The sequence below is a fragment of the Gracilimonas sp. B-17 genome, assembly GCF_056857935.1.
Map to the genome: position 1 here is coordinate 78,814 of NZ_JBSXOA010000010.1, position 26,673 is coordinate 105,486.

The window sequence follows — 26,673 nt, forward strand, 5'->3', positions numbered from 1 at the left end:
GCATTTTCATTAATTTAAGCTTGTTATGAGCGATAAAGAGAAAAACAGCGATATAGTACACTGTTCATTTTGCAGTCGCTCCAGTCTGGAAGTGAACAGTATGGTTGCCGGTCCCGGTGTTTATATTTGTGACCGTTGCGTGGAAGATGCATCAAGCATCATTGAAAGTGACTTAGCATCATTGGCACGGCGAAGGGAGAAGAGTTATAAGCCGATGCTTAAACCTGTCGAGATAAAGAATAAACTCGATGATTATGTGATCGGTCAGGAAATGGCCAAAAAAACCCTTTCCGTTGCCGTTTATAATCACTATAAGAGAATTTCCGGTGAAAACTCTGAGATCGATGATACTCAGATAGAAAAATCCAATATCATGTTATTGGGTCCAACCGGGAGTGGTAAGACGCTGCTTGCGAGAACACTCGCAAGGATCATTGATGTCCCGTTCACCATAGCTGATGCTACCGTTCTCACTGAAGCCGGATATGTTGGTGAAGATGTTGAAAGTATTCTGAGCAATCTCCTTCAGGCAGCTGACTACGATGTAGAACGTGCCAAACGTGGCATCGTATATATTGATGAGGTGGACAAAGTGGCACGTAAGAGTGACAACCCTTCTATTACCCGTGATGTAAGTGGAGAAGGTGTACAGCAGGCCTTATTGAAGATCTTAGAGGGAACTGTTGCTAACATTCCGCCAAAAGGTGGACGTAAGCATCCCGAACAAAGTTTTATTCAACTGGATACTGCAAATATTCTTTTCATTTGTGGGGGAGCCTTTTCAGGTCTTGAAAGCATTATCGCTAAACGACTCTCCACCAGTGTAATGGGTTTCCATACCAGTGAGCAGGTCAAATTCGACAAAGATGATCCGGAAATTTTTACTCATGTTGAGCCGGAAGACCTGCAGCATTATGGTCTGATACCTGAACTGATTGGCCGGCTTCCTGTTATTGCAGGCCTTCATGAGCTGTCTGACGATGCCATGCTGGATATACTTACCATGCCTAAGAATGCCTTGGTCAAACAATACACCAAGCTATTTAAAATGGAAGATGTGGAGCTAGATTTTGAAGACGAAGCCCTTAAAGCTATCGTCAAGCGCGCTAAAGCGCGTAAGACGGGAGCACGCGGACTTAGGTCTATCATGGAGGCATCCATGCTGGATATTATGTTCACCTTGCCTTCAATGAACAATATCTCTAAATGTGTGATCACAAAAGAGACTATTGAAAAGCAGGCACCTCCTGTTTACGAAAAACAAAAAGCATCCGCTTAAAACCTATTCCTGAACAGCCTTCCTTTCACTAATAAGGAAGGCTTTTTCTTTCATACCTTTCTATTTTTCAACAATAGGTGTATTCTTTACCTATGAAACTGTTCGTTCCTGCCAATAAAATTAAACTGATCCTGGTCTTTTTACTCATTACACTGGGAATCGGATCAGTTATTTATAACCAGTATTTGGTCACTAAGATCATTGAGCAGGAACGTGCCAGTGTTGAATTATGGACCAAAGCGATCGAATTCACCAGTAAGCCGGTCAATGAGCAGCCCGGAGCCATTCTACTGGATGCCATTTCAATATTGAGGCAGATCGATGAGGTACCTGATAGTGTTATTGCCCTATTGGAAGACGCAGAATCAGCTGAAAGCTCGACGGATTTTGTCCGTGAAGAGATCATTATACAAGATCGTTTTAAGATCCCATCGCTTGTACTTGATGAAAGTGATTTCATTATGGCTTACAACAATATTGATACAGCCAGGATCGAAAATGAAAAACTTCGGGATGAACTCATTCGTGAGTTCAAAAGCCTGAATGAACCGTTTCAATTTTCTATTGGTGATGAATTTCGTCAATTGGATCAGTTTGTCTATTATGGGGAAAGTCCTACCGTTCAGATGCTTCGATACTTTCCTTATATACAGATCCTGTTACTGGGTCTTTTACTGGGTATCGGATATACGACCTACAGAAGTATTACACGGTCAGAACAATCAAATTTATGGGTTGGTATGGCCAAGGAAGCTGCTCACCAACTGGGCACGCCGATTTCAAGTTTATATGGTTGGCTTCAGCTTTTAAAGGATGAATATCGATATGAGGAATCGGCCGTCAATATTGCCAACGAGATCGAAAAGGACGTACAGCGACTAAGGGGAGTAGCTGAACGCTTTGGTAAGATCGGATCTGAACCGGAGCTGCGAAGAATGGAAATAGAACCTATTCTGGACCAGGTAGCAGCTTATATGGAGCGCCGGCTTCCCCGATTGAGCAAATCCATTGAAGTAAGAAAAGACCTCAAGGCTAAAGCTCTGGTCAAGATCAATCCCGAGTTATTTCAGTGGGCCATTGAAAATCTTGTGAAAAATGCGATGGATTCACTTAAGGAAAAAGAAACGGGAGGATATATATCGATATCATCCAAGGTTCAGGAGGGAGAGGTAATTATTGATATTGAGGACTCAGGAAGCGGTATTGAAATTCAGAATGTTAAAAATATCTTTAAACCCGGCTTCAGTACTAAAAAGAGAGGCTGGGGACTTGGCTTAAGCCTTACCAAACGCATTATAGAAGAATATCACAAGGGTAGCGTATTTGTTTTACGTTCTGAACTTGATGAAGGAACTACCATGCGGGTGACCATGAAGGTAAAGAAGCCTAAAAAACACGATTAATGACTAATCTCCGGTATACCCGCGTTTTTTAGCATACTCCAACAACTCCGTTTTCAGCAGGTTTCTGCCACGATGAAGCCTTGAACGTATCGTACCGATCGGCACATCCAGCATATTTGCGATCTCTTCATATGTGTAGCCTTCCACATCACATAAAAGTACCACGGTTCTAAAATCTTCCGGCAGGCGGGTCAGGGCAGTTGACAGATCATCATCCATCATTTCCCTGAACATCAGACTTTCAAGATCGGATGTTTCAGTACGCTCAGCTCTGATGGACTCATAGTAGGACGAGACCTCATCATAATCTACCTGAGAGGGTTTTTTGGAGGTCTTACGGTAATTATTGATGAATGAATTCTTTAATATCCGGAACATCCATGCCTTTGCATTGGTCCCTTTCTCATAACTGCTGAAGAAACGATACGCTTTCACAATAGTATCCTGCACGAGATCTTCTGCGTCATTTGGATCCGTGGTGAGCCGAAGGGCAAAATTATATAAAGCATCCATATGAGGTATTATTTCCTCATCGAAGTCCTTCTGCTTCTGCTTTTCATCTCTTGTTAACTGAGACATTTAACCATCCCTAATTTTTTCGAAATATATCTCTGAACTGTAACGCTACGCTAATTAAATAATATTACTGTAACCGAATACTACCCATAGATTAGTTTAATATTAAATAGATTGTATTGATTAACCCGTTAGTGATTTCTTTTATGATAGGAATGCAATCACCATTATATCATAAATTGCATGTGTCCACGCAGCCACTCCGAATCCTCTCCAAACATAAATCCCATTTAGAATTAATCCAAATAAAAAGCGATATAAAAAGGACCCTAAAGTAAAAGCATCTCCCATTGACCCAATGTAATGTACCGCAGAGAATAAGAGTGCAGAAAGCACTACAGCAGCTGTTACGGCAGCCCATTTTTTACCAAATACTTTAGTGAAAATGAGTATAAAGACCGTAACCAGTATGACTCTAAAAAATAATTCCTCATATAAACCCGCCCCAAGAGATAATGCCAGTTTTTGGGTGGTAGAAAGCGTCGCTATTGGATCACTTGCCGCCATGTTCAAAACAAACGAAACCAGGGACTGACTGATAAATGCAACTACGACAGCATAAACAGTAGCCTCCAGCAGGAGCATCGGAAAGTATGCAAATTTCAGGGTTTTGAGCCTTTCTCTTTCCTTATATAGAATGAATAACCCTACGATCGCAATGATCAAAAGTGAAAAAGATATTGCACTGACCCCAAGTGAGGTGAATAAGGATTTAACCCATACATCCACACTTATCCGAACGATGGCATCACCGGTCGGCTGTGAGATCAGGATCAGAATTTCATAAAGAAAAAACAGTGGAAGGCTAACCAGAAAACTATAAAGCAGGTTATTGGTACCCTCAAAATATTGCTTGACCTTATTAGTCATTTATTTCAGTATATATTTTTACTATCGGCTGATTTACCTTAGTCAGCTGAAGTATTTCAAAAGCTTTTTCTGATAATTTTAAACCTGAACCGGTGATCCTATCATTTACTCTTACGTAGATACCGTTTTCTGTTTCACTGTTTTCCACAAAAATTATACTGCCAAGAGCAATGTTTGAGTGAGCTGCGGTCAATCCATTTGGATCATATAGCTCGCCATTAGTTGTGGTTTCCTGTTTGCTTGCAGCATTGTATCTGGTTACAGAAACCTCACCCAGATCTTGTAAGTCAGCTTTTTGAAGATAAGGATTGTCATAATTTCTTGAGGGCGGCAATAATACAGTGACCTTCTGCCCTGCAACCAGCCGATTTGGGTCTACATCCGGATTCAGCTTCTGGAATTCTTCTTCCGCCATTTTAAAACGCCGGTTTATGGCACTCACTGTTTCACCGCTCTTGATACTGTATTCTGAAAAGACACCCTGTGGAGTCGACTCTTCTGAGAATTCTGCTACAGATGGCGGTGCTTCATTTTTTTTCTTTACAGCCAAAGTTTGACCAACACGGATGTTGTCTCCCGTAATATTATTCAGATCCCTAAGCTGACTGATGGTCATATTGTGCTCCCGTGCAATTCCATAAAGTGTATCACCACTTTTTACTGTGTAATAGACGTTCTGTGAACCGGTTGGTTGACTGATCAGTGGTTCAGAATCCTGCTCCGCGCTGCCTTCAGTGTTTTCATCCCGGATGTAATAAACCAATTCCTGCCCAAGCTCTATATCATTTCCGGAAATATTATTCCACTGCTGCAGCTCAGCAATGGTCACATTAAGGGATTTGGAAATACCGTATAAGGTATCACCTGATTTAACCTTATAGATAGCTTTTTCCTGCGCCAATAAATTTCCTGTCATAATCACCACTAAAAACAGAGAAAGCAGGATGGAGCGCAATTTTAGATTTATTGATATCATCATAGCCTAATAATCCATTTCAATTTCGAGATCTAACTTAGCAGACTTCAGTTCCATTTTGGAATGTTCGTCATTTTGCTGATCTGCAATTTCTATTCCTTTTGAATACGTTTTCAAGGCTTTTTCATTTTGCTGAAGTTCAACATATAATTTACCTAAATGATAGTAAACACCCACATATTCAGGATCCTTGTCAACGATACTTTCGAATAACACTTTAGCTTTGTCGTTTTCACTTATCTTCAGCATTTCCAACGCCAGCGAAAATTTATAAAAGGAATCTTCCGGATGATCCCTTACAGCTTTAGCTAATGATTGTATTCGGGTACTCATTTTTTGTTCGCTTCAAAATTCTTTTTTATTTCAGCCATGGAATCACTGCCAAATTTTTCCAGTATGGCATTTGCCAGAACCGGTGCGATCACGCTTTCAGCCACTACAATGGCCCTGGGTAATGCGCATACATCAGACCGCTCGTATCGAGTTTCCATGGCTTCCCTGGTATGCATATCGACGGTTCCAAGAGGATTTAGCATGGTGGGAATAGGTTTCATCACACCTCTCAATATGATCGGCATACCGGTTGTCATACCTCCTTCGAGCCCGCCCATACGATTCGTTTTTCTTGAAAAACGGCCGGCACTTTCATCATAGGTGATCTCATCATGCACTTCGTGACCGGGACGAGAGCCTGACTCAAAACCCAAACCAAACTCCACCCCTTTCATTGCCTGAGTTCCAAGAATGGCCTGGGCCAGCTGGCCATCCAATTTTTTATCCCAATGAACATAACTGCCCAAACCGGCAGGCAATCCTGTTACTATGATCTCATAGATCCCACCAAGCGATGACCCTTCTTTCCTTCGTATCTTTATCTCTTCTCTCATTTGAGCAGACAGTTCCTCGTCCAGGCAGCGCACATCAGAATCATCAGCCGCTTTATAAATTGACTCCGCTCCATCTTTCATCATAGGATCAACTTTTGCTCGAATAGTTTCCCAGCTATCATATCCTACTGAGCCTATTCGCAATACATGCCCACCGATTTCAATACCTAAGGATTTTAAAAACTGCCTGGCTACCGAACAACAGGCCACCCTCATTGCTGTTTCCCTGGCGCTGGAACGTTCAATAACAGGCCTAATATCATCAAAACTGAACTTTTGAGCACCTACGAGATCTGCATGCCCGGGTCTTGGCAGGGTTATCTTTTCAATGCCCTCAGCCTCTGTCTCTTTATTCATTACTGTTGGCCAACCGGCATCATCTTTCTTAAATGCACGATTCGGCATGGTCATAGCAATAGGACCTCCCATGGTTTTTCCAAATCTCAGCCCGGAAGTAATAGTTGCAAAATCTTTCTCAAAGGCCATTCTTCCCCCACGCCCATAACCTTGCTGCCTGCGGACCAGATGCGTAGCGATCTCATCTTCTGTTATCTCTAAGCCTGCGGGAACACCCTCAATTATACCTGTGAGTTCAGGCCCATGTGATTCACCCGCTGTTAAATATCTTATCATTGGTTTCTACTTCTCAATTAGTTATTAAATTTCTTCTGCACGTTCCGAAAGAGAGCGCACATCCTGGCAGACTGTTTTTCTGAAAACATCGATCTTCTCAAGATCACCTAACACGATCAGTGAATCCCCTTCCCTTAAGATTGTTTTACCACCGGGGTTAAAATCTATGCTTCCACTCCCTGAGATGATCGCAATTATCAAAACTGAATATTTATTTCGCACATTTATGTCTACCAGCGATTTACCGACCACATCAGATTTATCACTGATCCTTACTTCCTCAAAGGTATGATCCTGATGGTCACCACTTGTCATTTTCTCGAGAAACTTATCTACATTGGGCCTTAGGATCACATTCGCCATACGGTCGGCCCCGATCTCATAAGGAGATATAACTTTATCGGCACCGGCCTTCAGTACTTTTTTACGGTTTTTATTCTCATTTGTACGGACTAAAATAAATATATCCGGCCTGATCTCTCTTGCAACCAGTGTTGTAAAAACATTGTCCTGATCACTGGAAAGCGAACAGATCAATGCTTTGGCATCTTTTATCCCGGCATTGATCAAAGACTCTTCATCTTGTGCATTGCCTTCAACATAATCAAACTGATCTCTTTTGATCCGGTCGATACTTGATTCTCTGTTCTCAACAATAACAACAGGAAGATCTGCCTTTCTCAGATCCTGTGCTATTCTATGTCCAATTCTACCATATCCACAGATAATGTAATGATCTTTCATCTTCTGGATCCTTTTTTTCATAACTCTTTCAAAAAATAACTCACTTTCAAAAATTAACTGCGTTGTCTGAGATGCGATATAGGATATAACACCAATTCCCAAAACAAAAACAATAACAGTTAGGATTCTGCCTTCAAGACTTAAATTTATTACTTCTTTGAATCCAATGGTTGTTATAGTGATAAAAGTCATGTAAAAACCATCAAAGAGGGAAATCTCCTCGATCAAGTGGTATCCGACAGATCCAAGTAAAAAAACCATTCCAAGAAAAACCGTTGCCAAAACGATTCTTATGGTAGCAGCATTTTCAACTGAATAGTTTTGAAGTTTTTTAAGTGAACTCATCACAATTTAGTTTTCAAACTAAGTCTGGTTAATCCTCCCAGGTCACTATAGGAGTTCCGGCTGATATCAAACGAAAGGTCGCCAATATTGATTCCTACACCAAATGCCAATCCTGCCAGGTCAAAATTGTCATTGGACTTGGTCATTTCATGCAGGTAATGATCGTAGCCTACTCTTATAGTGATCGACTGCCCAAGATCGATTTCACCCCCTATAAGCGAATGCCTCATAAAATTTTCAAAAAATGATGGTTTGCCTTCATCTGAATATAATTCCCTGTTCCAGTCATTCAGTTCATTTAGAGTGAATGTGATAAGGAACGGAAACGACTCCGGTTTTTTTGAAAACCCGGCTGATACATTCAAAGGCAGGGGTTCACGGTTTTCCTCATATGTAGATATTTGTGATCCAAGATTTCTTATACTTAACCCGGCACTGAAATTTTTCTCCGGCACCCGATAAAGCAACCCTCCTGCTACTGAGACCCCAGTTGAGCGAACATCAGCATATGTTGAGTGAACCAGGCTCAGTTCGACTCCGGCTGTAAAATTGCTATGAATCTCCCGGCTGTAAGCACCTGAAAATGCCAGGTCACCGGCCCTGAAAGACCCGTAATCATTACCTTCGGTATCCAAAAAATCAAACTCCCCGTAACTCACATAACGGATCCCAAACGATAATGAACCCCAGTCCCTTTTATCAAGCTTAAGACTTGAAAACCCCATATTGGCCTCACCCAAAAAATTGATGTAGGAACCGGAAGCAGACATTTCTTCAATTGATCCCAGATAGGCAGGATTTAAGTGCATTAGTGAATAATCGCCTTTTAAATACCCTACATGGTTACCGCCCATTGCTGATATACCCGCCGTTGGAGTAACTTCTAAAAATCTATAAATACTTGATGAGTTGGACTGACCTGCAGTATTTTCAGTGGCCAGGAAAATCACAAGTAAAGCAATTAGGATTCGCACTAATAAATTATTTATAAATCACAATTGGTGAAAATGTTTTGTAATATAATCAAATGCTCCGGCAATACGTCAAGATTATTGATTAAGAAATGATATCCGATTTACGAATAGCGGCAGGCATAAGAGAGTTTGGTCGGTACGGTCAGCTTTTATATCAAGCCCTGAGGTCGTCCACAGAATTCAGTACTTACAGAAAGAACCTTTTCCATGAATTTGTAAAGGTGGGATACGAGTCTATACCTATCATTTTTCTGGTTGGTATATTTACGGGAGCGGTAATGACTCTCCAAACAGCTTACCAACTCGACACCGATATTTACCCAAGTACAATTATTGGGTCTATTGTAGTTCAATCCCTGATCATTGAGCTTGCCGCTGTGATAAGTGCCCTTGTGCTTGCAGGTAAAGTAGGTGCCAGAATGTCGACTGAACTCGGCACCATGAGGGTGAGTGAACAGATAGACGCCCTTGAAGCCATGGGATTCAATTCGGTTTCATTTTTAGTAGTTCCACGCATTGCAGCCGGTATATTGATGTTTCCTATACTTTATACCACAGCTGCCGTATTTGGTATTTTAGGTGGAATTACGGCCGGTGCCGTGGATGGCATTTTACCAGTCGCAGAGTTTATGGAGGGGGGGCGTTCTTTTTTCTTTGAGTCGGATATCATTTTTGGGATCATCAAATCATTTGTTTTCGGATTTGTGATCACTTCAATTGCCTGTTATAAAGGCTACTATGCTTTTGGTGGAGCAGAAGGTGTTGGTAATGCCACTACGCGTGCAACGGTTTTAAGTTGTATCTTTGTACTCTTGGCAGATTTCATTTTAGCAGCCCTATTGTTGTAGATCATGATCGAAATTAAAAACCTAACAAAAAGCTTTGGCGACCTTCTGGTATGGCAGGATGTGAGTCTTACCATCGAAGACGGGGAAACTACGGCCATTATCGGGCGTTCTGGCTGTGGAAAATCTGTCCTTTTAAAACACCTGAATGCCCTGATGTACCCGGATGAAGGGCAGATCCTGATCGACGGTCAATCCGTTTTTGACCTCAGTTATACCGAATTACGTAAGGTGAGGCAGCGTTTTGGGATCCTTTTTCAGGGAGGAGCACTTTTTGACTCTATCAGTACCTTTGAGAATGTAGCTTTTCCACTGAGATATTTTACTGATCAATCTGAAGACGAGATCACTCAAAACGTCAATGAAGCATTGGAGATGGTAAACCTCAAAGGATCCGGGGGCAAATCTACTGCAGAGCTTTCCGGCGGAATGAGAAAACGAGTCGGCCTGGCACGAGCCATCATACTTAAACCGGATTATTTACTTTATGATGAACCAACATCCGGACTGGATCCCAGAACTTCCGGAGAGATCAACGAACTCATCGTAAATCTTGCTGATTCCCTTGATATCACTTCTATCGTCATCACGCACGACATGCACAGCGTATTGTCTATTTCTGATAAGGTTGCTTTTTTGGATGAACAAAAGCTTAGCTGGTTTGGCAAAACAGATGACATGAAATATAGTGACAACCAAAACCTGCTGGATTTCATAACAGCAAGCGAATATCAAATTAATAAACAAACTGCATAGGAGACCACAACCTTGGCAAAAGTTTCCAACGAATTAAAAATAGGGCTGACTACCATCATTGCTATCATTGTAGGCTTTATTGGCTATAGCATTATGAAGGACCAGCCAATATTCAAGACATCGACCACCATATATACAAAGTTCAGTCAGGTGCACGGACTCATTTCCGGAAATCCTGTTAACATAAAGGGGTTCAAGATTGGTACCGTGAAAAATATGGATCTGCTCATATCAGATTCTACACTGGTAACTCTCAGTATTGAGGAAAATTATCAGATCCCGAAAGGCTCCATCGCCATATTGAAATCAAGTGGTGTACTTGGCGGAAAATTCATCGAGATCCAAAAATCGGATTCACGTGAAATGGTGGAGGATGGCGAAACTATTGATGGAGTATATGAGCAAGGCATTATGGACAGCTTTGCCGCTGAAGGAGAGAAACTGAGCAATGATATTTCTACTTCCATTAAAGGCATGGAAGAATTGATCGTGGGGCTCAATGAAACCTTGAATGATTCTACCCGACAGAATATTTCAGGCATACTTGGAAACCTGCGTTCTACCACCACTTCACTTGATCAGGTAATTTCCCAAAGGCAAAATGACCTTGACCAAATGATCATCCACGCCAAAGAAACCCTGGGAAATGTCAATGAACTCAGCTCTGAAAACAAGGAAAAGTTAACTTCTTTGATCACTAACCTGGAAAGTACCAGTAAAGAGATGGAAACCTTAAGCAAGGGTTTAAATAAGACCAATACTACCCTTGATGAGGTATTAACTAAAATAAATAATGGCACGGGCACACTCGGAAAATTAGCCAATGACCCTTCCCTGTACAATAATATTGACAGCTTATCCGTGAATCTTAATGAACTGATCAAAAATATAAATGAAGATCCCGGTAAGTATCTCAAGCACATGAGGCTTATCGAGGTATTTTAACTACCGTTTTATTTGAAATGGCTTTCAATTCCTACGGTATTGGCTTATATTTCCAAGCTTACTGCCAAGTGTGCCAAAATGGACCTGGTGGTAACCAAATCGCAAACTATTAAATGTTTTTTTAGAGGTAACCTTTTATGGGTGTAATGGAAAAAATGAGAAACAGCACCGGAATCATCCTGTGGGTGCTGATAGGATCTTTTGGTTTACTGTGGGTTTTGGCCGATGTAAACTTTTTTGATGCACTTCAAGCCGGACCGAATTCACTTGGAGCTGTTAATGGTGAAAAGATCTCAAACGAAGAATATCAAAGTAGAATTCAGTATTACTCCAACGCTTACAGTCAGCAGACAGGTAATTCTATGACACCTGAGATGCGGGCCTTCTATGAGAATCAAGCCTGGGATGAACTTGTTAATTCCCGCTTGCTCGATCAAAAAATGAAAGAACTTGGAATCACTGTTTCCGATCAGGAAATATTAGATATGGTGTACGGAGATAACCCTGCGCCTATCATACGCCAAAATTTTACCCGTGAAGATGGCACAATAGACCGAGCGGCCATTCAGCAGGTACTTTCATCAAGCGAATTCTCACAACAAGCAGTGGCACTTGAAGTTCAATTGCGTAATCAGCGCAGGCAACAAAAGCTTCAAAACTATATCGCAGCCGGTTTGCAGGTCACTGATCAGGAAGTTGAGAATGAATACATTCGAAATAATACCACCGCCGAAATTAATTACCTTCGCTTCCCATACAGTGAAGTTGCGGAACAGGAGCTCGAGATCTCAGATTCTGAACTCCGAAGCTATTATAACAATAACAAAGAGCGGTTCACCAGAGATGAAAGCTATCGCTTCCGTTATGTCACATTCAGTAAGCTGCCCACCTCTGCAGATACCGCTCAGATCATTGATGATGTTAGAGAACTGAAAGAACCATTTGCTGCAGCAGAAAATGATTCATTGTTTCTTGCTCGTCAGGGTTCCTCAACACCTTACAATTCTTCGTTTGTAAATGAGAGCGATATCCGGGAAGAATATCAGGCTGTATTGGAACTTAATGTTGGCGAAGTATCTGATGTGATCCAAACAGCTAATCAGGCTGCATTACTTAAGAAGGAAGCTGAACGTGGTGATGAGATCAAGTTCCAGATCATGAGCTATAACATTCAGGCGCTTCCGGCAACCATTGATGATGCCAATGAAAGAGCAGCTGATTTTGAATTCTTTGCTTCAGAAGAAACTGACTTTGAAGAAGAAGCAACATCAAGAGACCTCGAGATCAAAGAGGCTTTTGCAACCAAGGGAAATAACTTTATTTCGGGATTAGGTACCAGTCAGCAGATCATGAATTTCCTTGATGGGTCTGATGAAGGTGATATCTCTGATGTCTTGGAGCTGAATTCTGATTTCGTTGTACTTGAAGTACTTGAAGTCACACCCGAAGGTTACCGGCCATTTGATGAAGTTAGAACTCAGGTTGAGAATCTTGTTAAAATAGAGCGTCGCAAGGAATTAACAGAAGATCGTGTGAAGGGATTACTCGACCAATACCAAACCCTTGAAGCCATTGCTGAGCAAACAGATCAGGAAGTTCAGACACAGAATAACCTGAGAGCCAATGCAACAGTCATTCAGGGTGCCGGCCGTGAGCCCATGGTCATTGGCGCTGTATTAAGTCTTGAAGAAGGTCAGACTTCCGATGTATTGGTTGGTAACAGTGCTGCATTCATTGTGGAAGTGGTTAACAAAGAAACTGCAGACTTGGCTAACCTTGATCCACAAACAAGGAATGAGATACGTCAGAGGCTGGAGCAGCAAAAATTCCAGGAGTTCAACTCCATTTGGCTTGAACAGCTAAAGGCAGATGCCAAGATCGTAGACAACAGAGACCGTCTGCTGCAATAATTTTTTCAGATTTATAAATTGTTTGGGGTGAGGAGTTTCTTCTCACCCTTTTTTGTTTCCTTGATATCCTTAAGACTGAAATACCCTACATTATTCCAATATGCCCGAACTTCAACAACATAAAGAGGATGCCAAATGGATGGCTGAAGCTCTTGAGCTGGCCAAACAAGGGAAAGGCACAGTTTCACCTAACCCTTTGGTAGGATGTGTGATCGTTGCCAAGGATGGCAGCAAGATCGGTGAAGGATATCACAAGAAATTTGGAGAGGCTCATGCTGAAGTCAATGCTGTTGAATCCGTAAAAGACCCAAAGAAACTTAAAGGAGCTACGGTCTATGTAACGCTAGAGCCTTGTTCTCACCATGGTAAAACCCCGCCATGCGCCTTAATGCTGGGTAAGCTCCCAATTGATCGGGTTGTGGTTGCCATGAAGGACCCAAATCCTGAAGTTAACGGGCAAGGTATTCTCCACCTCAGGAATAAAGGCCTTGAGGTTGAAGTGGGTTTAATGAAAGAGGAAGCTGAAAAACTCAACGAATTCTTTATTCACCACCAAACATTTGGACGACCTTTTATAACCCTAAAGATCGCCCAAACCGCTGATGGCTACCTCGCTGCAGCAGATGGAGAATCCCAATGGATCACCGGAAAACAGTCCAGAAAACTGGTTCACAAATGGCGTTCAGAATATGATGCTGTTTTAGTGGGAAGAACAACAGCCATCACAGACAACCCAAGTCTTACGGTCAGGCATGTTGCAGGGCGGCAACCAAAACGGATCGTCATTGACGGACCTTATGAATTGCCAAAAGAATTGAATCTTTTTTCGGATAAATTCGAAGAAAAGACCACCATCATAACCTGGAATAAAGAAGCTTCCTCAACCGATGCGGACCCCATGCTTAAACTGATGAAGCAAAACTATTTCCGCGGCGATATACTTCAGGTTTCAAAAGTTGATGGACATGCCGACCTGAGACAGGCTTTCAAGATGCTGGGAGAGAAAGGTATTTCTTCTGTATTAGTAGAGGGAGGACAACAACTTTCCTCTGCACTCTTAAAATTAGGTTTGGTAGACAAGATCGAACTATTTATTGCCCCGAAATTGTTGGGTGCCGGAACTCGGTCACTCATTGGGATCGGGATCAATAAGATGAGAGATATTGCAGAGCTCAATGATGTCACCTGGACTCAGGTTGGCGATGATATGTTATTAACCGGATATTTTTAAATTCAGATCATGTTTACAGGAATTATACAGGAAGTCGGAAAAATCAAGACCATTAAATCTTTAAATGGTGGTGGACAGGAAATGAAAGTCTCTTGTTCGTTCTCCGGCTCATGTCACGAAGATGAAAGTATTTCCATTAATGGGGCCTGCCATACAGTTGTGGCTTTTGATGAAAATACCTTTACCGTACAAAGTGTTGAGGAAACGCTGCGCAAAACATCTATCGGATCATTGAAAGAAAATGACCCCGTTAACCTCGAAAGATCCCTGACGTTACAAAAAGGAATTGAAGGGCACCTGGTGCAAGGCCATGTAGACACTACCGGTACGATTACAGGAATTGAAAAAGAGGAGACCGGTTGGCTGCTAACCGTAGAATATCCCTCTCAGTTTGAGAACATGGTCGTAGGACGTGGCAGCATCACTATGGAAGGGATCAGCCTAACCGTGGCCAGAGAGTTTGAAAATTCCTTTGTGGTCGCGATCATTCCTTACACCTGGGAGCATACAAACCTGAAGGATAAAGGAATTGGTGATAAGGTGAATCTTGAGTTTGATGTTATCGGCAAGTACGTGGTCAAATACCTTGCAAATATCGGGCGGGACTCGCTCTAAAACCCACCATAGCCCCTGCCTCTTGCCCCAGAAGGACTTGAGCTTCTTTCCAGATTCTTAAGTACCGGTAATTTCTGAAACAGACTTTGAATCTGTGAACTGTTTACGCTGAGCCTGAAAAAATAGTACTTAAAATCACCGAACGGATTGATCTGAAATGACAAGTTCCAGCACTCCAGATCACGGCTTAATGAAAACTGTGAAGGAGTGAATTCTTTGGCAATAAAATCATACCCAACATCTGTGTTAAATCTCCATTTTGGAGTCAGGTTAAATGAAATACTTGATGCACGAAGTGTGGCACGTTTGGTAGGCTCGCTATTGAAACGATAATTCCAGCTGTAGCTGAAATTAAGGGATACACTCCAGGGCGAGCTCAAGGGAGGTACCGGTTCATACCCGAATCTTGTATCTATAGGGTGAAATGTGGATTGATCAAACGGATCGTATCTGCGCCGGTATACAGGAGTGTAAACCTGCACCCCATCTCCCCCCCGAAAAGAGGTACTGGCATTCACCGAGAATGATTGTAGCTGTGCCAGCTTCCTGCTGTCTTCAATAAAATATCTATTGATCTCACGTCCTGTTGAATCGAACTGATAAAATGAGAAATTTGCAGTAGCACTCAAATTCAAACCATTTATAGCACTTGAACTGATACGCGTTCTGAGATCACTTAGATTCAGGCTGTCGGCTGCAAAATTATAGGAGGTATTTAAAGACAGGTTGTCAATAAACCGTATATTTTTTTCACTCACCTCTCCGGTACTGTCTCGTTTAACTCGTTTGGTCTCAAATACATTTTGCAATGAAAAATTCAAAGACCTTGATTCGCCCCTGCCGGGACCTCCAAAAATCGCATCCTCAAAGATCGAATACTGTTGTGTGTTACCAAGTGTGTCGGTTTGAACCTTTTTATAATACCCCCACTGCTCTGCACTGAAATCAGGTCGGTAACTAAAACTAAGGCTTGGCCTAACCGTATGCCTCAAGCCCTGAAAATTGCCAACTTTAAGATTTGATACCCCATAAAATGTCGTTCCAAAATTAAGATTCGTACTAAATTCCCTTGAAGCAGCAAATCCATACCTTTTATCTGTTTCAACACGATTGGAATCTGCATTGAATGTTTTTCGTACGGTGGAGGGATACCAGTTTTCTGTATAATTGATCCCTGTTGAAATATTGAGAAACTGGCTTGGCACAACCTGCCCGACCTGAAGTCCGGCTTGTTGCTGAAACCCCGCCTGAATATACCGGTCGTTGCCGGTGGCTTCCTCATACTTATCCTTATCGGTCAATGCCTCAAAGAATGTGATCTCTGAACTATCGGCATCTATAGGGTCAAAGTTGAATTGGGACCTAAGATTGTTGCTATAGCTTAAACTTATAGTTTCATACCAGCTTTGATCTCCGGTACCGGCACTACCCTGAAACGGAGAGATATTCTTTAACCTGAAATTGGCAGAAGGGCCGCTTACCCTTGTTGAGTAGTTCGTAAAGTTCTGTACCAGCTGTGCATTCGTACTGAAACTATATAGGTTTTCAGGATGCCTGTAGTTATACGATACTTTTGAGTTTGAACTTACCTCAGCCCGGTCGTCAATGTCATAGGAGTTACGTCGGTTAAAATCAGCTGTTCTGAGGTTTACATTGGCCGACAAATTCGCATAAGGTGATATGGTTTGGCTGTGTTGAACCGATACGGATCTCTGTATGGTTTCGGAAAAATCCGGATCAGTTGGTTCCATACCGCGATCGTTTGAATAGCCCAACCTGATCGATCCATTATACCGGTCGGTATTCCTGTACTGTACGAGGCCGTTTAGGTAAAAAGACCCGGAGGTATAAATATCACCATCAATTTGTCCGGTCAGGTAGTCATTAAAATACTGGAACCACCCCACATTCTGAAGGCCAAGTCCACGATCGTTCTGATCCTGAAATGCGTATGTTGGGGTAAGCAACCCTGAACGCCTTTTTTCTATATCAGTGGGAACATAGCCAAATGGAAATATGATCGGATAAGGAATATCCAGGATATACAGCTGAGCATTGCTAAAAAATAATTCATCCTCATCAACCACTTTCATTTTCTTGGCTTTCAGATAGTAATACATATACTCAGGAGGACAGGTAGAATAAATACCATCCTCAATGAATACCTCACTTTCATTAACATTCTTGATCTTAGAACCTATAAGATGACCATCTGAAACCTTTACCTGGGCTGCTTCAAATTTTCCCTTCTGAGTTTTATAATTAAACAAGATACGAGTACTTTTGATCTCATCAGATTCACGGATCAGAACCGGACGCGAAAGTGTATCCTCCGGTGTTAAAGTGGTTGCTTCAACCGTGGTGTTATCAATATCCATATTTATCTCACCGGCTTTCAGTTCTCCGGCAGAGTGCTTCACATTGGCTGAACCAAATAAGAATGCTTTTTTTCCACCTTTGAAATTGATAACCAGTGAATCACTTGACTGAAACCTGACTGCATCATCCGGAACATTGCCGATCTCAGGCTTAGCAGTGGGGGCATTTTGAGATTGTTGTAGAGTGGTATCCGGCCTGACCGATACAGAATCGGTCTGCTGAGCCACTACCTTGACCGACATCAACACAAAAAGACAAAATAATGTTAAGCACTTGCCCATATGTGTGTTGGTGGCGAAGGTCATATACAGTTTTGGTTAAGAGAACGAATCAAAAGCTAATCCAGCTGCACCAAGTAAGGCACTGTCGTTTCCGAGATCTTCGTAAGTGAGCTCAAAACCTTCTCTGAATGGCTCCATCATATGCTTGTTGACGATCTCCTTTGCAGGTTCAAACAGAAAATCCCCGGCTTTGGAAACTCCACCGCTTACTACAAATTTTCTGATATCCATCATGTGAACATAATTAATGATCGCATAACCCAGCCGTTGCCCACTTTTGGCAAGGATCTCAATAGCCAGTTCATTGCCTTCTTTTGCAGCATTGGTTAGGTCAACGGGCTCCAGCTGGCTAAAGTCTTTATGAAATTTTTTATAGAGAGGATTGGTCGTGTTTTGTGATATCAGATCAGACGCATATCGGCTCAAAAAACGCTGACCCAGATAAGCCTCGACTGTTCCTCTTGTTACACTGTTTGAAAGAGGTCCATGATAATCTATGATAACGTGACCCAATTCACCGGCCATCCCCATCGTTCCCTTGAAAAGCTCGCGTTCGTATATGATGCCTCCTCCAACACCGGTACCAAGAGTGATCATAATAAAACTGTCGAACTTGTTGCCCACACCAAAATGAAGAGAGCCTAAAGCGGCAATATTGGCATCATTTTCGATCTTACATGGGATATCCAGCCTGTTTTCCATTTCCTTAGCCGCATTAACAGAACCCCAACCCGGCAGGTTAGGCGGGTTATTGATCGTGGTCTGATCCTTAGAGACCATACCGGGCATTCCCATCCCCATTCCAATGATCTCATTTTTTTTGATCAGATCCCTTACTGTGTCCGCGATCCTGTCTAGAAGGTGATCTCGGCCAAGATTTGCCTGTGTGGGAGTGGTTACCTGCTCAATTATACCATTTTCCTTATCTACGACGGCTGCTTTGATATTGGTACCGCCGAGGTCTACACCAATAGCTTTCATTTAGTATGATTTTATGATCGAAAATTGTTTCGGTGAAGATAAGAGGCAGGTCACCATGAACCAAACCGAAGCTCTATTTCTCTCGTTTAACTTTGTAGACAGTTTCACCGGGTTTACGCATCCCATATTCTTCACGGGCGATCTTCTCGAGTAAAGCAGGGTCTTCATTCAGCCTGTCGATCTTAACCTTAAGCTCTTCAGACCTGTTGTTTAACTCTTCGGTTCTTTCTCTTAAATCCTCTTTCTGAGAATAAAGATCCCAGCGTGTCTTCAGGCTGTAGGTATCAATAAAGGTGAACCACGCCACTACAAAGGTGGTAAGTAAAATTACCAGAAAGGACTTTTTCCACCTAAGTGGATTGAAAAAATGTAGGTTCATAAATAAGCCTGTAGATTATTCGATGAGGCTAAAATACACTAATTTGCCTATTAAGTACAATCAGCTGTTTTGGCATCTCTTTTCTTTTATGACATAAGCTAACAACTTATAGTACTGACCATTGAGAAGATGATAATAAAAAACCCCATCCGAGATCAATCGTATGGGGCTGGTCAAGAGAGAGTCATTATGAAAATCTTAAAAAAGTGTGAATCGGGAGGGGCTCGAACCCTCGACCCACGGCTTAAAAGGCCGTTGCTCTACCAACTGAGCTACCGATTCTCAATTCAGATTCCAAAGATAAGGCATTTCTAAATTAGAGTACAAGGAAAAATTGATTTTTTCTCAATTTTCCTGCCTTTCCAAAATCTGAACAAGCTCAGTTTCAATTGGTAATTGTGGCCTTTCAACAATTCTGCCTAATTCTTTGCTGTCTTTCAAGACCACAACGGTCGGAATATATTCGATATCAAACAATTTTAAAAATTCAGTTGGAATCTTTTTTTGTTCATCCACACCGATGTACATAATACTGATCTGATCGTTATCCACAAGCCTAAATGTCTTCACTAAACCGGGTATGTACTTGGTTGACTCTCTGCACCAACTTCCAAAGAACACCACTATTGAATAATTACCATTCAGGGACTTTATAAACTCAACAGCCTTTGGTTCAGGTTCATAGCGCTCAACGTATACTTTAAAGATCCGGTTACTCTCCAGTATTTGATCCGATGTGACCTCACCGATCAACTGCCCATCCTTATTTTGACTCACGGCCTCAAAACTCACCAAAGCCAATACAATGACATTCAAAATAAAAAAAGAGACTCTTGCAGAGTTCATAAGGATTTCTGTTTATTGGATAGTATCTTCTTTCAAATTAACAGCTTTGATTAATAATTATGGCAACAATTTTTAGTAAGATCATCGACCGGGAAATTCCAAGCTATAAGATCGCCGAAGATGACCGGCATTATGCATTTTTAGACATCAATCCAGCAGCTAAAGGGCATACGCTGTGTATCCCAAAAAAAGAGATCGACTATATCTTCGATATGGACCCGAATGACCTCACTGATCTCACCAGTTTCTCTCAAAAAGTAGCCCATGCCATCGATAAAACCCTTCAACCCATACGTACAGGGGTAATTGTAGAGGGAATGCTGGTACCACATGCCCATATTCACCTGATACCTATTTATAAGGAATCTCAGGATTTCAGCCTTGGAAAGAAAGTTGAATTGGGAGATACCGAAATGCTGAACCTTGCGAGAAGGATCAGTAAAAATGTAGAGCTATGAACATATTGATCATCAATGGCCCTAATTTGAACTTACTTGGTACACGTGACCCCGATGTTTACGGAAAGGATTCTCTCAAGGACATCCATTCTGAGCTACAAGAACGATATCCTGGACATTCCTTCAGCTTCTATCAAAGCAATGTTGAGGGGGAGCTTATCAATCGCATACAACAAGCTATGAATGACCATACAGACGCTTTGATCATCAATCCCGGGGGTTATTCACATACCTCAGTAGCTTTACGCGACGCTCTTGATGCGATCACAATACCAAAAGTGGAGGTCCATTTATCCAATATCCACGGCAGGGAAGAATTTCGGGATCGCTCAATAACCGGGGCTGTTATGAACGGTATCATAACCGGCTTTGGGAAACATAGCTATTTCCTGGGAGTTGAAGCGATCGAAGGACTAAGCTAAGGTTGGTCTACTTTTCTAAATAAATCCCGTTGAATTGACGAAATTAAAAGAGCTTTTTTCCGATACCCTTATCTATGGCATCAGCAGTGTGCTCGCCCGGTTCATCGGTTACCTTCTGGTCCCGCTTCATACGGGTGTTTTTTCAGAGGACCAATATGGCATAATTAGCCTGATATTTGCAGCTATAGCATTATTCAATGTTCTTTTTACTATGGGCATGGAATCTGCTTACATACGGTATGGCAAGGATCGAGAGGAAGCAAATAGCATTTTCAAGACCCTTCAACTCTTTCTTTTAGGTTCCTCCGGATTATTCGTCCTCATTATCTGGGTTGCACAACCCGTAATAACTCCTCTGATCGGGTTGGAAAGTGGTGACCCGATCCTGTGGATGATGCTGGGAATTTTATTCTTTGATACCATTGCTATTGTTCCTTTCGCAGAGTTGCGATTGGTCCGAAGATCTATCTCTTTTGCTGTTATTAAGACCGGTAATGTGATCATCAACCTTGGCCTTAACTTTTACCTGATCCTTGGGCTGGGATATGGCATCGAAGCGGTATTTATCAGTAATCTTGTAGCTTCTCTTTTAACTGCTTTAGCTACCTGGATCATCACACTCCCGATGTTGGCCGGTAAATGGAATACTCAATTACTTAAGAGAGCCTTGTTCTTTGGCCTGCCATTTGTGCCCGCAGGTTTTGGGCATGTGATCAACGAACTACTGGATCGTTTTTTCCTAAAATCGATGGATCCTGCAACTGTTGAGCAACTCTACGGAGCCGAGCAGACACCTGATGATATCGTCGGGATCTACAGTGCCTGTTACAAATTAGCCGTTTTTATGTTATTGCTTGTTCAGATGTTCAGAATGGCCTGGCAACCATTCTTTATGAGGCAATCGGGTGATGAATCAGCCCCTAAGACCTTTTCTCAAACCTTTGTTTTGTTTAATTCTGCCGCTGCTCTAATATTCCTTTTTGTGGCATTGTTTGCTGAACAGATCGTTTCCGTCAAGGTGCCCATATTAGATTTCTATCTGGTAGACGAAAAATTCTGGAGTGGCCTGAGCATTGTCCCGGTTTTACTCTTAGCCTATTGGTTTCAGGGTTGGTACGTTAATTTTTCAGCCGGTATTTTTATAAGTGAGACCACCAAACGCCTCCCACAGATCACTCTAATTGGAGCCGCAATCACTATAATCGCCAATATAATTCTTATCCCTTACTACGGAATGATGGGCTCAGCGGTAGCTACTCTGATCAGTTATTTTACCATGGCTATGGTTATCTATTACTACTCTACCAAGGCATTCAAAGTGCCTTATCAACTGATATATGGGTTTGGAGTAATATTGCTATCCGTTGCCCTTTATTATTCAAAACCTCAATTTCTGCAAATGGGGTTTACTGACTTCATTTCATCCATCCTCATTATGTCAGTCGGCATACTTTCTGTTGTTATACTGTCCTATGTTGCACTGGCCAAAAGGCAGAAAATATAAGTGCTTGACTCTCTCGATAAATTTTATGTTAATTGATTGGTGGCGTTGAGTTTATATTGCTCATCATACTTGATATTATTTTTAAAGTGAATTCCACAGGATTATTTGAATGAATACGAAAGAACGAGTTGGTATATATGTTGATGCTGTAAATGTTACGATGAATGGAGGATATGGTCTCCGTTACGATACTTTAAGAATGTTTGCCTGCCGAAATGGAGCAGTCGCCTCCAGGCTCAATGTCTACCTCTGCTACGACAGTGACCGGCTTAAAGAAGACCGTGATTACCGACTCAAAACCCAACGTTTCTGCGATGTACTAAGAGATTATGAGTACAAAGTGATCGAAAAACCGGTTCATACCTACACCAACCATGAGACCGGGGAAAAGATCACCAAATCTTCCATTGACATGGATATGGCTGTGGATATGCTGGTTCAGGCCGAACACCTGGATAAGATCGTGCTATTAAGCAGCAGTGGCAGCTATGTAAGTGTAGTAAATGCCTTACAGAATAAAGGATGCCGCGTTGAACTTGTGGGTTTTGATAATGTATCATCCTCCCTGAAAAAGTCAGTAGATTCCTCCGTATCAGGCTATCTGATCCCGGGCTTACTTCCTGTAGACTCACCTTACGACTGGGGTGAAAATGGCTCTAGGGTTCGCGGTGTTTGTTATGACTTCACTCAGGATGAAGGCTACGGATTCCTGCGTTTTCTGACGCGTAAAGAAGACTGCTTGTGGATCACCGATTCCCGGGATTCCAGCTCACCTTATAAAACGGTTTTTGCCCATATTTCACAATTTGAGGAAGATTTTGACACTTCCTATCTCCCCAGCCGGGAGCTTATCTTTGAATTTGATGTAACTGAAAATGACAAGGGTTTGATCGCAGAAAACATTGTTTTGGTCAGCGCACCATAATTCAGAAAGCTTTTTTCTGCTTTTGGGATAAAGCTAAACTGCCTTTTTTTCAGATTTAAGTTAAAACAGAATCCTGCACAGGAAAAACACAATTGTGTAAGATTACCTTTCCAACTCTTGATATTTTATTGTCTATCTTTGTGTGATAGCTGTCACTGGACAAATTTGCTCTATTATTGACCCTATATCCGGATAGCGAATATGACCAGAAAAAATCTCATTTGCACTATCAGTATAGCCTTTTCCTGAGGCTTGCTATATTTTAGTCCATGAATTTCATAAAAAAATATTACGAAGTAATTTGGTCAGCCGTTTTTTTAATGACGGCCTTAATTGTACAGCATTGGTTCAAATTTTCAGGTAATGAGTATGTCTTCCTGACTCTTTACCTTATTTCCTATTTGTTTGTTGGAGGACCGGTTTGGATAAAAGCTTATAGATCTATTCGCAATGGGACCATTTTCAGTGAGTTTCTACTCATGGGTATTGCTACGGTAGGTGCTTTTGCACTTGGCGAATATGCGGAAGGTGTGGCAGTGATGTTGTTCTATATGATCGGAGAATATGCCCAGGGAAATGCGGTACGTAAGGCTCGTCACTCTATTGAATCACTTATCAATCAACAGCCTGATGTTGCAACGGTAGAACGGAATGGCGAAACAATAGAAGTCCACCCTTCAGATGTTGAGGCAGGTGAGGTCATCCATGTAAAACCCGGAGCCAAAGTACCACTAGATGGAGAACTAATTACAGGTAGAGCCTCTTTTAATACTGCTGCTTTGACAGGAGAATCAAAACCAATGACTCGCACTTCCGGTGAAGAAATATGGGCAGGGTCGGTCAATGATCTAATACCGGTTCGTATCAGAGTAACTAAAGGATATGAAGACTCACGGCTTGCTGATATACTAAATATGGTTCAGGAGGCATCTCAGCGTAAAGCACCGACTCAACGCTTTATGACTCGCTTTGCTAAAGTGTATACTCCTATCGTTGTATGGTTAGCAGTAGCTCTAACCTTTCTTCCATGGCTGTTCACAGACCCTTATATATTTGAAGATTGGTTTTACAGGGCGCTGATCTTTCTTGTTGTATCCTGTCCTTGTGGGTTAGTGATCTCCATTCCTCTCGGATATTTTGGTGGAATAGGGGCGGCATCCCAAAATGGAATACTTCTAAAAGGGTCCGATTATCTTGACCAACTCAGGAAAATGAAAACTTTGTTCCTTGATAAAACCGGGACAATGACCGAAGGAGTTTTCGAGGTTCAGGATGTACACTCCACTAACGGATACGATACTTCACAAGTCTTAAAATTAGCTGCTTCACTGGAAAAACACTCCTCACATCCGATTGCAAAAGCGATCATCAATTTTACCAAAGAGCAAAAAATATCCACTGCCAGCGACGTTCAGGAAATACCCGGCAGAGGACTTAAAGGATATCTTGACCTGCAAGAAATCCTTGTAGGCAACAGAATATTACTGGAAGAAAACAATGTTTCCATATCGGAAATAGATAATGAAAATCCATCTGCATTTGTGTATGTAGCAGCTGACGGTGTTCAAGTCGGTACAATTTTGATTGCCGACAAGATCAAAACGGATGCCATTCAAGCCCTAAGTGAACTTCGGGAACTGGGAGTTGATAACCTGATCATGCTATCCGGTGATAATGAAGAGACTACGGAATCGATAGCAAACCAATTGGGTATAGATCAATTTTTCGGAGGGTTACTCCCGGATGATAAATATCACAAAGTTAAAGAGGCCTTGCACGCAGATCATGTGGTAGGATTTGTAGGTGATGGCTTGAATGATGCGCCGGTGATCACGTTGGCAGATGTGGGAATAGCTATGGGAGGTATTGGTTCTGATGCAGCGATCGAAACAGCGGATGTGGTCATTCAAACTGACCATCCTTCAAAAATACCACTGGCTATCCGTATTGGTAAATACACCCACAAGATCGTTTGGCAAAATATTGGCTTTGCATTGGGCATCAAGATCTTGGTGATGGCACTCGCTACTGTAGGCCTGGCATCTATGTGGGAAGCTATCTTTGCTGATGTTGGCGTTGCCCTCATTGCTATAGCCAATGCGATCAGAGTACAGAAAAAGTTCTCGAATGAATCATTTACGCTCTCATCTTTCTTTGGACATGGAAAAATAAACTCTGCTGCCGAAGACAAACCCGAAAGCTGCTGTGAAGTTTGTTGTTCTTAATTGAAAACATTATATCCAGCGCCGAACCTCTTTCTTATACTCTGAAAATTCATCACCAAATTTCTGTTCCATCACATCTTCCTCCGGCTTGATCTGAAATTCGTTCATATAAGTTACAAACACCGGTAATATGAGAAGGTTAAGTGTATACCCTAAATACACAGCTATGGCAAACAAACATATCAGCAGCCCAAGATACATTGGGTTTCGACTTATTGTATAGACCCCGCTTCTTACTAAATTATTTGTATTGTCCGGCTTGTGGGGATTCACGGTAGTTCTTTTTCGAATAAATTCAGCCACACCCATCAGACCTATCATGACTCCTACAGCAAAGCAACCAAAGGCGGCCCAATTCTGAACTGCGAAACTAAAAGTATCACCTGGTGCGTATTTCATTAAGAGCCACATCAAACCCACACATATACCAAAAACGACGGCCGGCGGGATCTTAAGTCTGAGTGTGCTTATATTCATAACCATTAGATTGCGGGCATTTTCCCATAAATGACCGTTCTAGATATTTCAAGGTCTCTGGAATTATTTATTACTTCAAATACTGTCAAGTGATTTACGACTCGTGTCCTGAAGCTTTTGATACTCACTCATACTCATTCCTGTGATCTGCTTGAACTGGCGGGAGAGGTGCTGTAGATTCTTATATCCCAACTGATATGCGACCTCACTGAAACTCAGATTTCCATAATCTACTAATTCCTTGGCTTTCTCAATCTTCAGTCTAATAAAGTATTTCTCAATGGTAATTTCTTCCTTACGGGAAAATACCCGTGATATGGTAGCATAACTTTTTGCCAGTTTTTTTGCCAGGTATTCAGAAAGTGAGGTATCATCGGTTTCGAGGTCGCCGGATTCGACCCAACGGATCAAGGTAGTCTTTACCTTCTCCACTAACACTGATTCTTCATCTTTGATCAGACCAAAATTAAAACGGTTTAGTTCTTTTTCGATCTCGTGCATTGTTGGCTTATCACCTGTTCTGGTTACTTCCGCTTTCCCCAGTTGTATATGATCTACTTGTAAACCAAGTGCTTTCAATGCCGTTTCAATGACCATCACACAGCGGTCACAGACCATGTTTTTAATATGTAGCGTCATTTTTTTCATAATCCAATATAATCAGAACTAGAAGGAACTACATTAACCGGAATTCTGCCTTACAGGATTTGGAGAAAGTCTTATCTAATTCTGAATAATTATTATTCTTTTTAATCTCTTGTAGCTTAACGAATTAGCCTCCGTTTATTTCATCTTTGTTAAAAAATT

The 26,673-nt window shown here is 41.8% G+C and carries 26 protein-coding genes and 1 tRNA gene; 13 read left to right on the top strand and 14 right to left on the bottom strand.

What is annotated here, in order from left to right:
- Positions 1-25 precede the first annotated feature (25 nt).
- Together clpX and AC13FX_RS03620 are read left to right on the top strand one after the other, a co-directional pair.
- On the top strand, positions 26-1,279 hold the full coding sequence (clpX, locus tag AC13FX_RS03615) for an ATP-dependent Clp protease ATP-binding subunit ClpX (protein WP_482879096.1): 1,254 nt from the start codon (positions 26-28) through the stop codon (positions 1,277-1,279).
- A gap of 92 nt (positions 1,280-1,371) precedes the next feature.
- The gene (locus AC13FX_RS03620; RefSeq protein WP_482879097.1) at positions 1,372-2,682 is read left to right on the top strand and encodes an ATP-binding protein; all 1,311 of its coding nucleotides are present in this window, start codon (positions 1,372-1,374) and stop codon (positions 2,680-2,682) included.
- A 3-nt stretch (positions 2,683-2,685) separates the two neighbouring features.
- Here the strand turns inward: AC13FX_RS03620 and AC13FX_RS03625 are convergent, their stop codons facing one another.
- The 7 genes from AC13FX_RS03625 to porQ form a co-directional block, all read right to left on the bottom strand.
- Positions 2,686-3,261: a sigma-70 family RNA polymerase sigma factor gene (locus tag AC13FX_RS03625; protein ID WP_482879098.1), complete on the bottom strand. Its 576-nt coding sequence runs from the start codon at positions 3,259-3,261 to the stop codon at positions 2,686-2,688.
- Positions 3,262-3,402: 141 nt separating this feature from the next.
- Positions 3,403-4,128, bottom strand: a complete 726-nt coding sequence (locus AC13FX_RS03630; RefSeq protein WP_482879099.1) for a CPBP family intramembrane glutamic endopeptidase — start codon at positions 4,126-4,128, stop codon at positions 3,403-3,405.
- Complete coding sequence (locus AC13FX_RS03635) at positions 4,121-5,107, bottom strand: LysM peptidoglycan-binding domain-containing protein (protein WP_482879100.1); 987 nt, start codon at positions 5,105-5,107, stop codon at positions 4,121-4,123. Before AC13FX_RS03635 ends, AC13FX_RS03630 begins: the two co-directional genes overlap by 8 nt.
- Positions 5,108-5,110: 3 nt before the next feature.
- Complete coding sequence (locus tag AC13FX_RS03640) at positions 5,111-5,437, bottom strand: tetratricopeptide repeat protein (RefSeq protein ID WP_482879101.1); 327 nt, start codon at positions 5,435-5,437, stop codon at positions 5,111-5,113.
- Positions 5,434-6,621 carry a chorismate synthase gene (aroC, locus tag AC13FX_RS03645; protein WP_482879371.1) on the bottom strand — a complete coding sequence of 396 codons (1,188 nt, stop codon included), beginning with the start codon at positions 6,619-6,621 and terminating at the stop codon, positions 5,434-5,436. Before aroC ends, AC13FX_RS03640 begins: the two co-directional genes overlap by 4 nt.
- Positions 6,622-6,648: 27 nt before the next feature.
- Positions 6,649-7,713, bottom strand: a complete 1,065-nt coding sequence (locus AC13FX_RS03650) for a potassium channel family protein (protein ID WP_482879102.1) — start codon at positions 7,711-7,713, stop codon at positions 6,649-6,651.
- On the bottom strand, positions 7,713-8,687 hold the full coding sequence (porQ, locus tag AC13FX_RS03655; RefSeq protein ID WP_482879104.1) for a type IX secretion system protein PorQ: 975 nt from the start codon (positions 8,685-8,687) through the stop codon (positions 7,713-7,715). The genes AC13FX_RS03650 and porQ overlap by 1 nt, the downstream gene beginning before the upstream one ends.
- 89 nt (positions 8,688-8,776) lie before the next feature.
- Between porQ and AC13FX_RS03660 the strand changes: the two genes are divergently transcribed.
- The 6 genes from AC13FX_RS03660 (at position 8,777) to AC13FX_RS03685 (ending at position 14,989) form a co-directional block, all read left to right on the top strand.
- Entirely contained in the window at positions 8,777-9,535 is a 759-nt protein-coding gene (locus AC13FX_RS03660; protein WP_482879105.1) for an MlaE family ABC transporter permease, read from the top strand.
- A gap of 3 nt (positions 9,536-9,538) precedes the next feature.
- Positions 9,539-10,288: an ABC transporter ATP-binding protein gene (locus tag AC13FX_RS03665; protein ID WP_482879106.1), complete on the top strand. Its 750-nt coding sequence runs from the start codon at positions 9,539-9,541 to the stop codon at positions 10,286-10,288.
- A gap of 12 nt (positions 10,289-10,300) precedes the next feature.
- Complete coding sequence (locus AC13FX_RS03670; RefSeq protein ID WP_482879107.1) at positions 10,301-11,233, top strand: MlaD family protein; 933 nt, start codon at positions 10,301-10,303, stop codon at positions 11,231-11,233.
- 155 nt (positions 11,234-11,388) lie between these two features.
- Positions 11,389-13,143 carry a SurA N-terminal domain-containing protein gene (locus AC13FX_RS03675; protein ID WP_482879108.1) on the top strand — a complete coding sequence of 585 codons (1,755 nt, stop codon included), beginning with the start codon at positions 11,389-11,391 and terminating at the stop codon, positions 13,141-13,143.
- Positions 13,144-13,243: 100 nt separating this feature from the next.
- Positions 13,244-14,374 carry a bifunctional diaminohydroxyphosphoribosylaminopyrimidine deaminase/5-amino-6-(5-phosphoribosylamino)uracil reductase RibD gene (gene ribD / locus AC13FX_RS03680; RefSeq protein ID WP_482879109.1) on the top strand — a complete coding sequence of 377 codons (1,131 nt, stop codon included), beginning with the start codon at positions 13,244-13,246 and terminating at the stop codon, positions 14,372-14,374.
- Between the two features lie 9 nt (positions 14,375-14,383).
- Complete coding sequence (locus AC13FX_RS03685; protein ID WP_482879110.1) at positions 14,384-14,989, top strand: riboflavin synthase; 606 nt, start codon at positions 14,384-14,386, stop codon at positions 14,987-14,989.
- On the opposite strand, the gene AC13FX_RS03690 is transcribed toward AC13FX_RS03685, so the two are convergent.
- From AC13FX_RS03690 to AC13FX_RS03710, 5 genes are all read right to left on the bottom strand, one after another.
- The gene (locus AC13FX_RS03690; RefSeq protein ID WP_482879111.1) at positions 14,986-17,649 is read right to left on the bottom strand and encodes a putative LPS assembly protein LptD; all 2,664 of its coding nucleotides are present in this window, start codon (positions 17,647-17,649) and stop codon (positions 14,986-14,988) included. The genes AC13FX_RS03685 and AC13FX_RS03690 overlap by 4 nt on opposite strands.
- Positions 17,650-17,685: 36 nt before the next feature.
- Positions 17,686-18,630 carry an ROK family protein gene (locus AC13FX_RS03695; protein WP_482879112.1) on the bottom strand — a complete coding sequence of 315 codons (945 nt, stop codon included), beginning with the start codon at positions 18,628-18,630 and terminating at the stop codon, positions 17,686-17,688.
- 73 nt (positions 18,631-18,703) lie between these two features.
- On the bottom strand, positions 18,704-19,009 hold the full coding sequence (locus tag AC13FX_RS03700) for an FtsB family cell division protein (RefSeq protein WP_482879113.1): 306 nt from the start codon (positions 19,007-19,009) through the stop codon (positions 18,704-18,706).
- Positions 19,010-19,218: 209 nt separating this feature from the next.
- Positions 19,219-19,291 (bottom strand) — tRNA-Lys (locus tag AC13FX_RS03705).
- 63 nt (positions 19,292-19,354) lie between these two features.
- Positions 19,355-19,855 carry a TlpA family protein disulfide reductase gene (locus AC13FX_RS03710; protein WP_482879114.1) on the bottom strand — a complete coding sequence of 167 codons (501 nt, stop codon included), beginning with the start codon at positions 19,853-19,855 and terminating at the stop codon, positions 19,355-19,357.
- 59 nt (positions 19,856-19,914) lie between these two features.
- Between AC13FX_RS03710 and AC13FX_RS03715 the strand changes: the two genes are divergently transcribed.
- The 5 genes from AC13FX_RS03715 (at position 19,915) to AC13FX_RS03735 (ending at position 25,389) form a co-directional block, all read left to right on the top strand.
- Positions 19,915-20,313, top strand: coding sequence for an HIT family protein (locus AC13FX_RS03715; protein ID WP_482879115.1), 399 nt, complete (start codon positions 19,915-19,917; stop codon positions 20,311-20,313).
- Positions 20,310-20,735 (top strand): type II 3-dehydroquinate dehydratase, encoded by a 426-nt coding sequence (locus AC13FX_RS03720; RefSeq protein ID WP_482879116.1) that lies wholly within the window; start codon positions 20,310-20,312, stop codon positions 20,733-20,735. Before AC13FX_RS03715 ends, AC13FX_RS03720 begins: the two co-directional genes overlap by 4 nt.
- A gap of 34 nt (positions 20,736-20,769) precedes the next feature.
- Positions 20,770-22,239: a lipopolysaccharide biosynthesis protein gene (locus AC13FX_RS03725; RefSeq protein WP_482879117.1), complete on the top strand. Its 1,470-nt coding sequence runs from the start codon at positions 20,770-20,772 to the stop codon at positions 22,237-22,239.
- A gap of 109 nt (positions 22,240-22,348) precedes the next feature.
- Entirely contained in the window at positions 22,349-23,164 is an 816-nt protein-coding gene (locus AC13FX_RS03730) for an NYN domain-containing protein (RefSeq protein ID WP_482879118.1), read from the top strand.
- 269 nt (positions 23,165-23,433) lie between these two features.
- Positions 23,434-25,389, top strand: coding sequence for a heavy metal translocating P-type ATPase (locus AC13FX_RS03735; RefSeq protein ID WP_482879120.1), 1,956 nt, complete (start codon positions 23,434-23,436; stop codon positions 25,387-25,389).
- Between the two features lie 9 nt (positions 25,390-25,398).
- Here the strand turns inward: AC13FX_RS03735 and AC13FX_RS03740 are convergent, their stop codons facing one another.
- Both AC13FX_RS03740 and AC13FX_RS03745 read right to left on the bottom strand, forming a co-directional pair.
- Positions 25,399-25,788, bottom strand: coding sequence for a methyltransferase family protein (locus AC13FX_RS03740; RefSeq protein WP_482879121.1), 390 nt, complete (start codon positions 25,786-25,788; stop codon positions 25,399-25,401).
- Positions 25,789-25,941: 153 nt separating this feature from the next.
- Positions 25,942-26,505 (bottom strand): helix-turn-helix domain-containing protein, encoded by a 564-nt coding sequence (locus AC13FX_RS03745; protein WP_482879122.1) that lies wholly within the window; start codon positions 26,503-26,505, stop codon positions 25,942-25,944.
- Positions 26,506-26,673: the final 168 nt, after the last annotated feature.

Excerpts from the sequence above, each read along its gene's own strand:
- AC13FX_RS03740 (WP_482879121.1), bottom strand. The coding sequence starts at position 25,788 with ATGAAATACGCACCAGGTGATACTTTTAGTTTCGCAGTTCAGAATTGG.
- AC13FX_RS03710 (WP_482879114.1), bottom strand. The coding sequence starts at position 19,855 with ATGAACTCTGCAAGAGTCTCTTTTTTTATTTTGAATGTCATTGTATTG.
- ribD (WP_482879109.1), top strand. The coding sequence starts at position 13,244 with ATGCCCGAACTTCAACAACATAAAGAGGATGCCAAATGGATGGCTGAA.
- AC13FX_RS03730 (WP_482879118.1), top strand. The coding sequence starts at position 22,349 with ATGAATACGAAAGAACGAGTTGGTATATATGTTGATGCTGTAAATGTT.
- AC13FX_RS03675 (WP_482879108.1), top strand. The coding sequence starts at position 11,389 with ATGAGAAACAGCACCGGAATCATCCTGTGGGTGCTGATAGGATCTTTT.
- AC13FX_RS03715 (WP_482879115.1), top strand. The coding sequence starts at position 19,915 with ATGGCAACAATTTTTAGTAAGATCATCGACCGGGAAATTCCAAGCTAT.
- AC13FX_RS03620 (WP_482879097.1), top strand. The coding sequence starts at position 1,372 with ATGAAACTGTTCGTTCCTGCCAATAAAATTAAACTGATCCTGGTCTTT.
- AC13FX_RS03665 (WP_482879106.1), top strand. The coding sequence starts at position 9,539 with ATGATCGAAATTAAAAACCTAACAAAAAGCTTTGGCGACCTTCTGGTA.
- AC13FX_RS03745 (WP_482879122.1), bottom strand. The coding sequence starts at position 26,505 with ATGACGCTACATATTAAAAACATGGTCTGTGACCGCTGTGTGATGGTC.
- AC13FX_RS03690 (WP_482879111.1), bottom strand. The coding sequence starts at position 17,649 with ATGGGCAAGTGCTTAACATTATTTTGTCTTTTTGTGTTGATGTCGGTC.
- AC13FX_RS03625 (WP_482879098.1), bottom strand. The coding sequence starts at position 3,261 with ATGTCTCAGTTAACAAGAGATGAAAAGCAGAAGCAGAAGGACTTCGAT.
- AC13FX_RS03685 (WP_482879110.1), top strand. The coding sequence starts at position 14,384 with ATGTTTACAGGAATTATACAGGAAGTCGGAAAAATCAAGACCATTAAA.
- AC13FX_RS03695 (WP_482879112.1), bottom strand. The coding sequence starts at position 18,630 with ATGAAAGCTATTGGTGTAGACCTCGGCGGTACCAATATCAAAGCAGCC.
- AC13FX_RS03720 (WP_482879116.1), top strand. The coding sequence starts at position 20,310 with ATGAACATATTGATCATCAATGGCCCTAATTTGAACTTACTTGGTACA.
- AC13FX_RS03650 (WP_482879102.1), bottom strand. The coding sequence starts at position 7,713 with ATGAGTTCACTTAAAAAACTTCAAAACTATTCAGTTGAAAATGCTGCT.
- AC13FX_RS03635 (WP_482879100.1), bottom strand. The coding sequence starts at position 5,107 with ATGATGATATCAATAAATCTAAAATTGCGCTCCATCCTGCTTTCTCTG.
- AC13FX_RS03640 (WP_482879101.1), bottom strand. The coding sequence starts at position 5,437 with ATGAGTACCCGAATACAATCATTAGCTAAAGCTGTAAGGGATCATCCG.
- AC13FX_RS03660 (WP_482879105.1), top strand. The coding sequence starts at position 8,777 with ATGATATCCGATTTACGAATAGCGGCAGGCATAAGAGAGTTTGGTCGG.
- AC13FX_RS03630 (WP_482879099.1), bottom strand. The coding sequence starts at position 4,128 with ATGACTAATAAGGTCAAGCAATATTTTGAGGGTACCAATAACCTGCTT.
- clpX (WP_482879096.1), top strand. The coding sequence starts at position 26 with ATGAGCGATAAAGAGAAAAACAGCGATATAGTACACTGTTCATTTTGC.
- AC13FX_RS03735 (WP_482879120.1), top strand. The coding sequence starts at position 23,434 with ATGAATTTCATAAAAAAATATTACGAAGTAATTTGGTCAGCCGTTTTT.
- AC13FX_RS03700 (WP_482879113.1), bottom strand. The coding sequence starts at position 19,009 with ATGAACCTACATTTTTTCAATCCACTTAGGTGGAAAAAGTCCTTTCTG.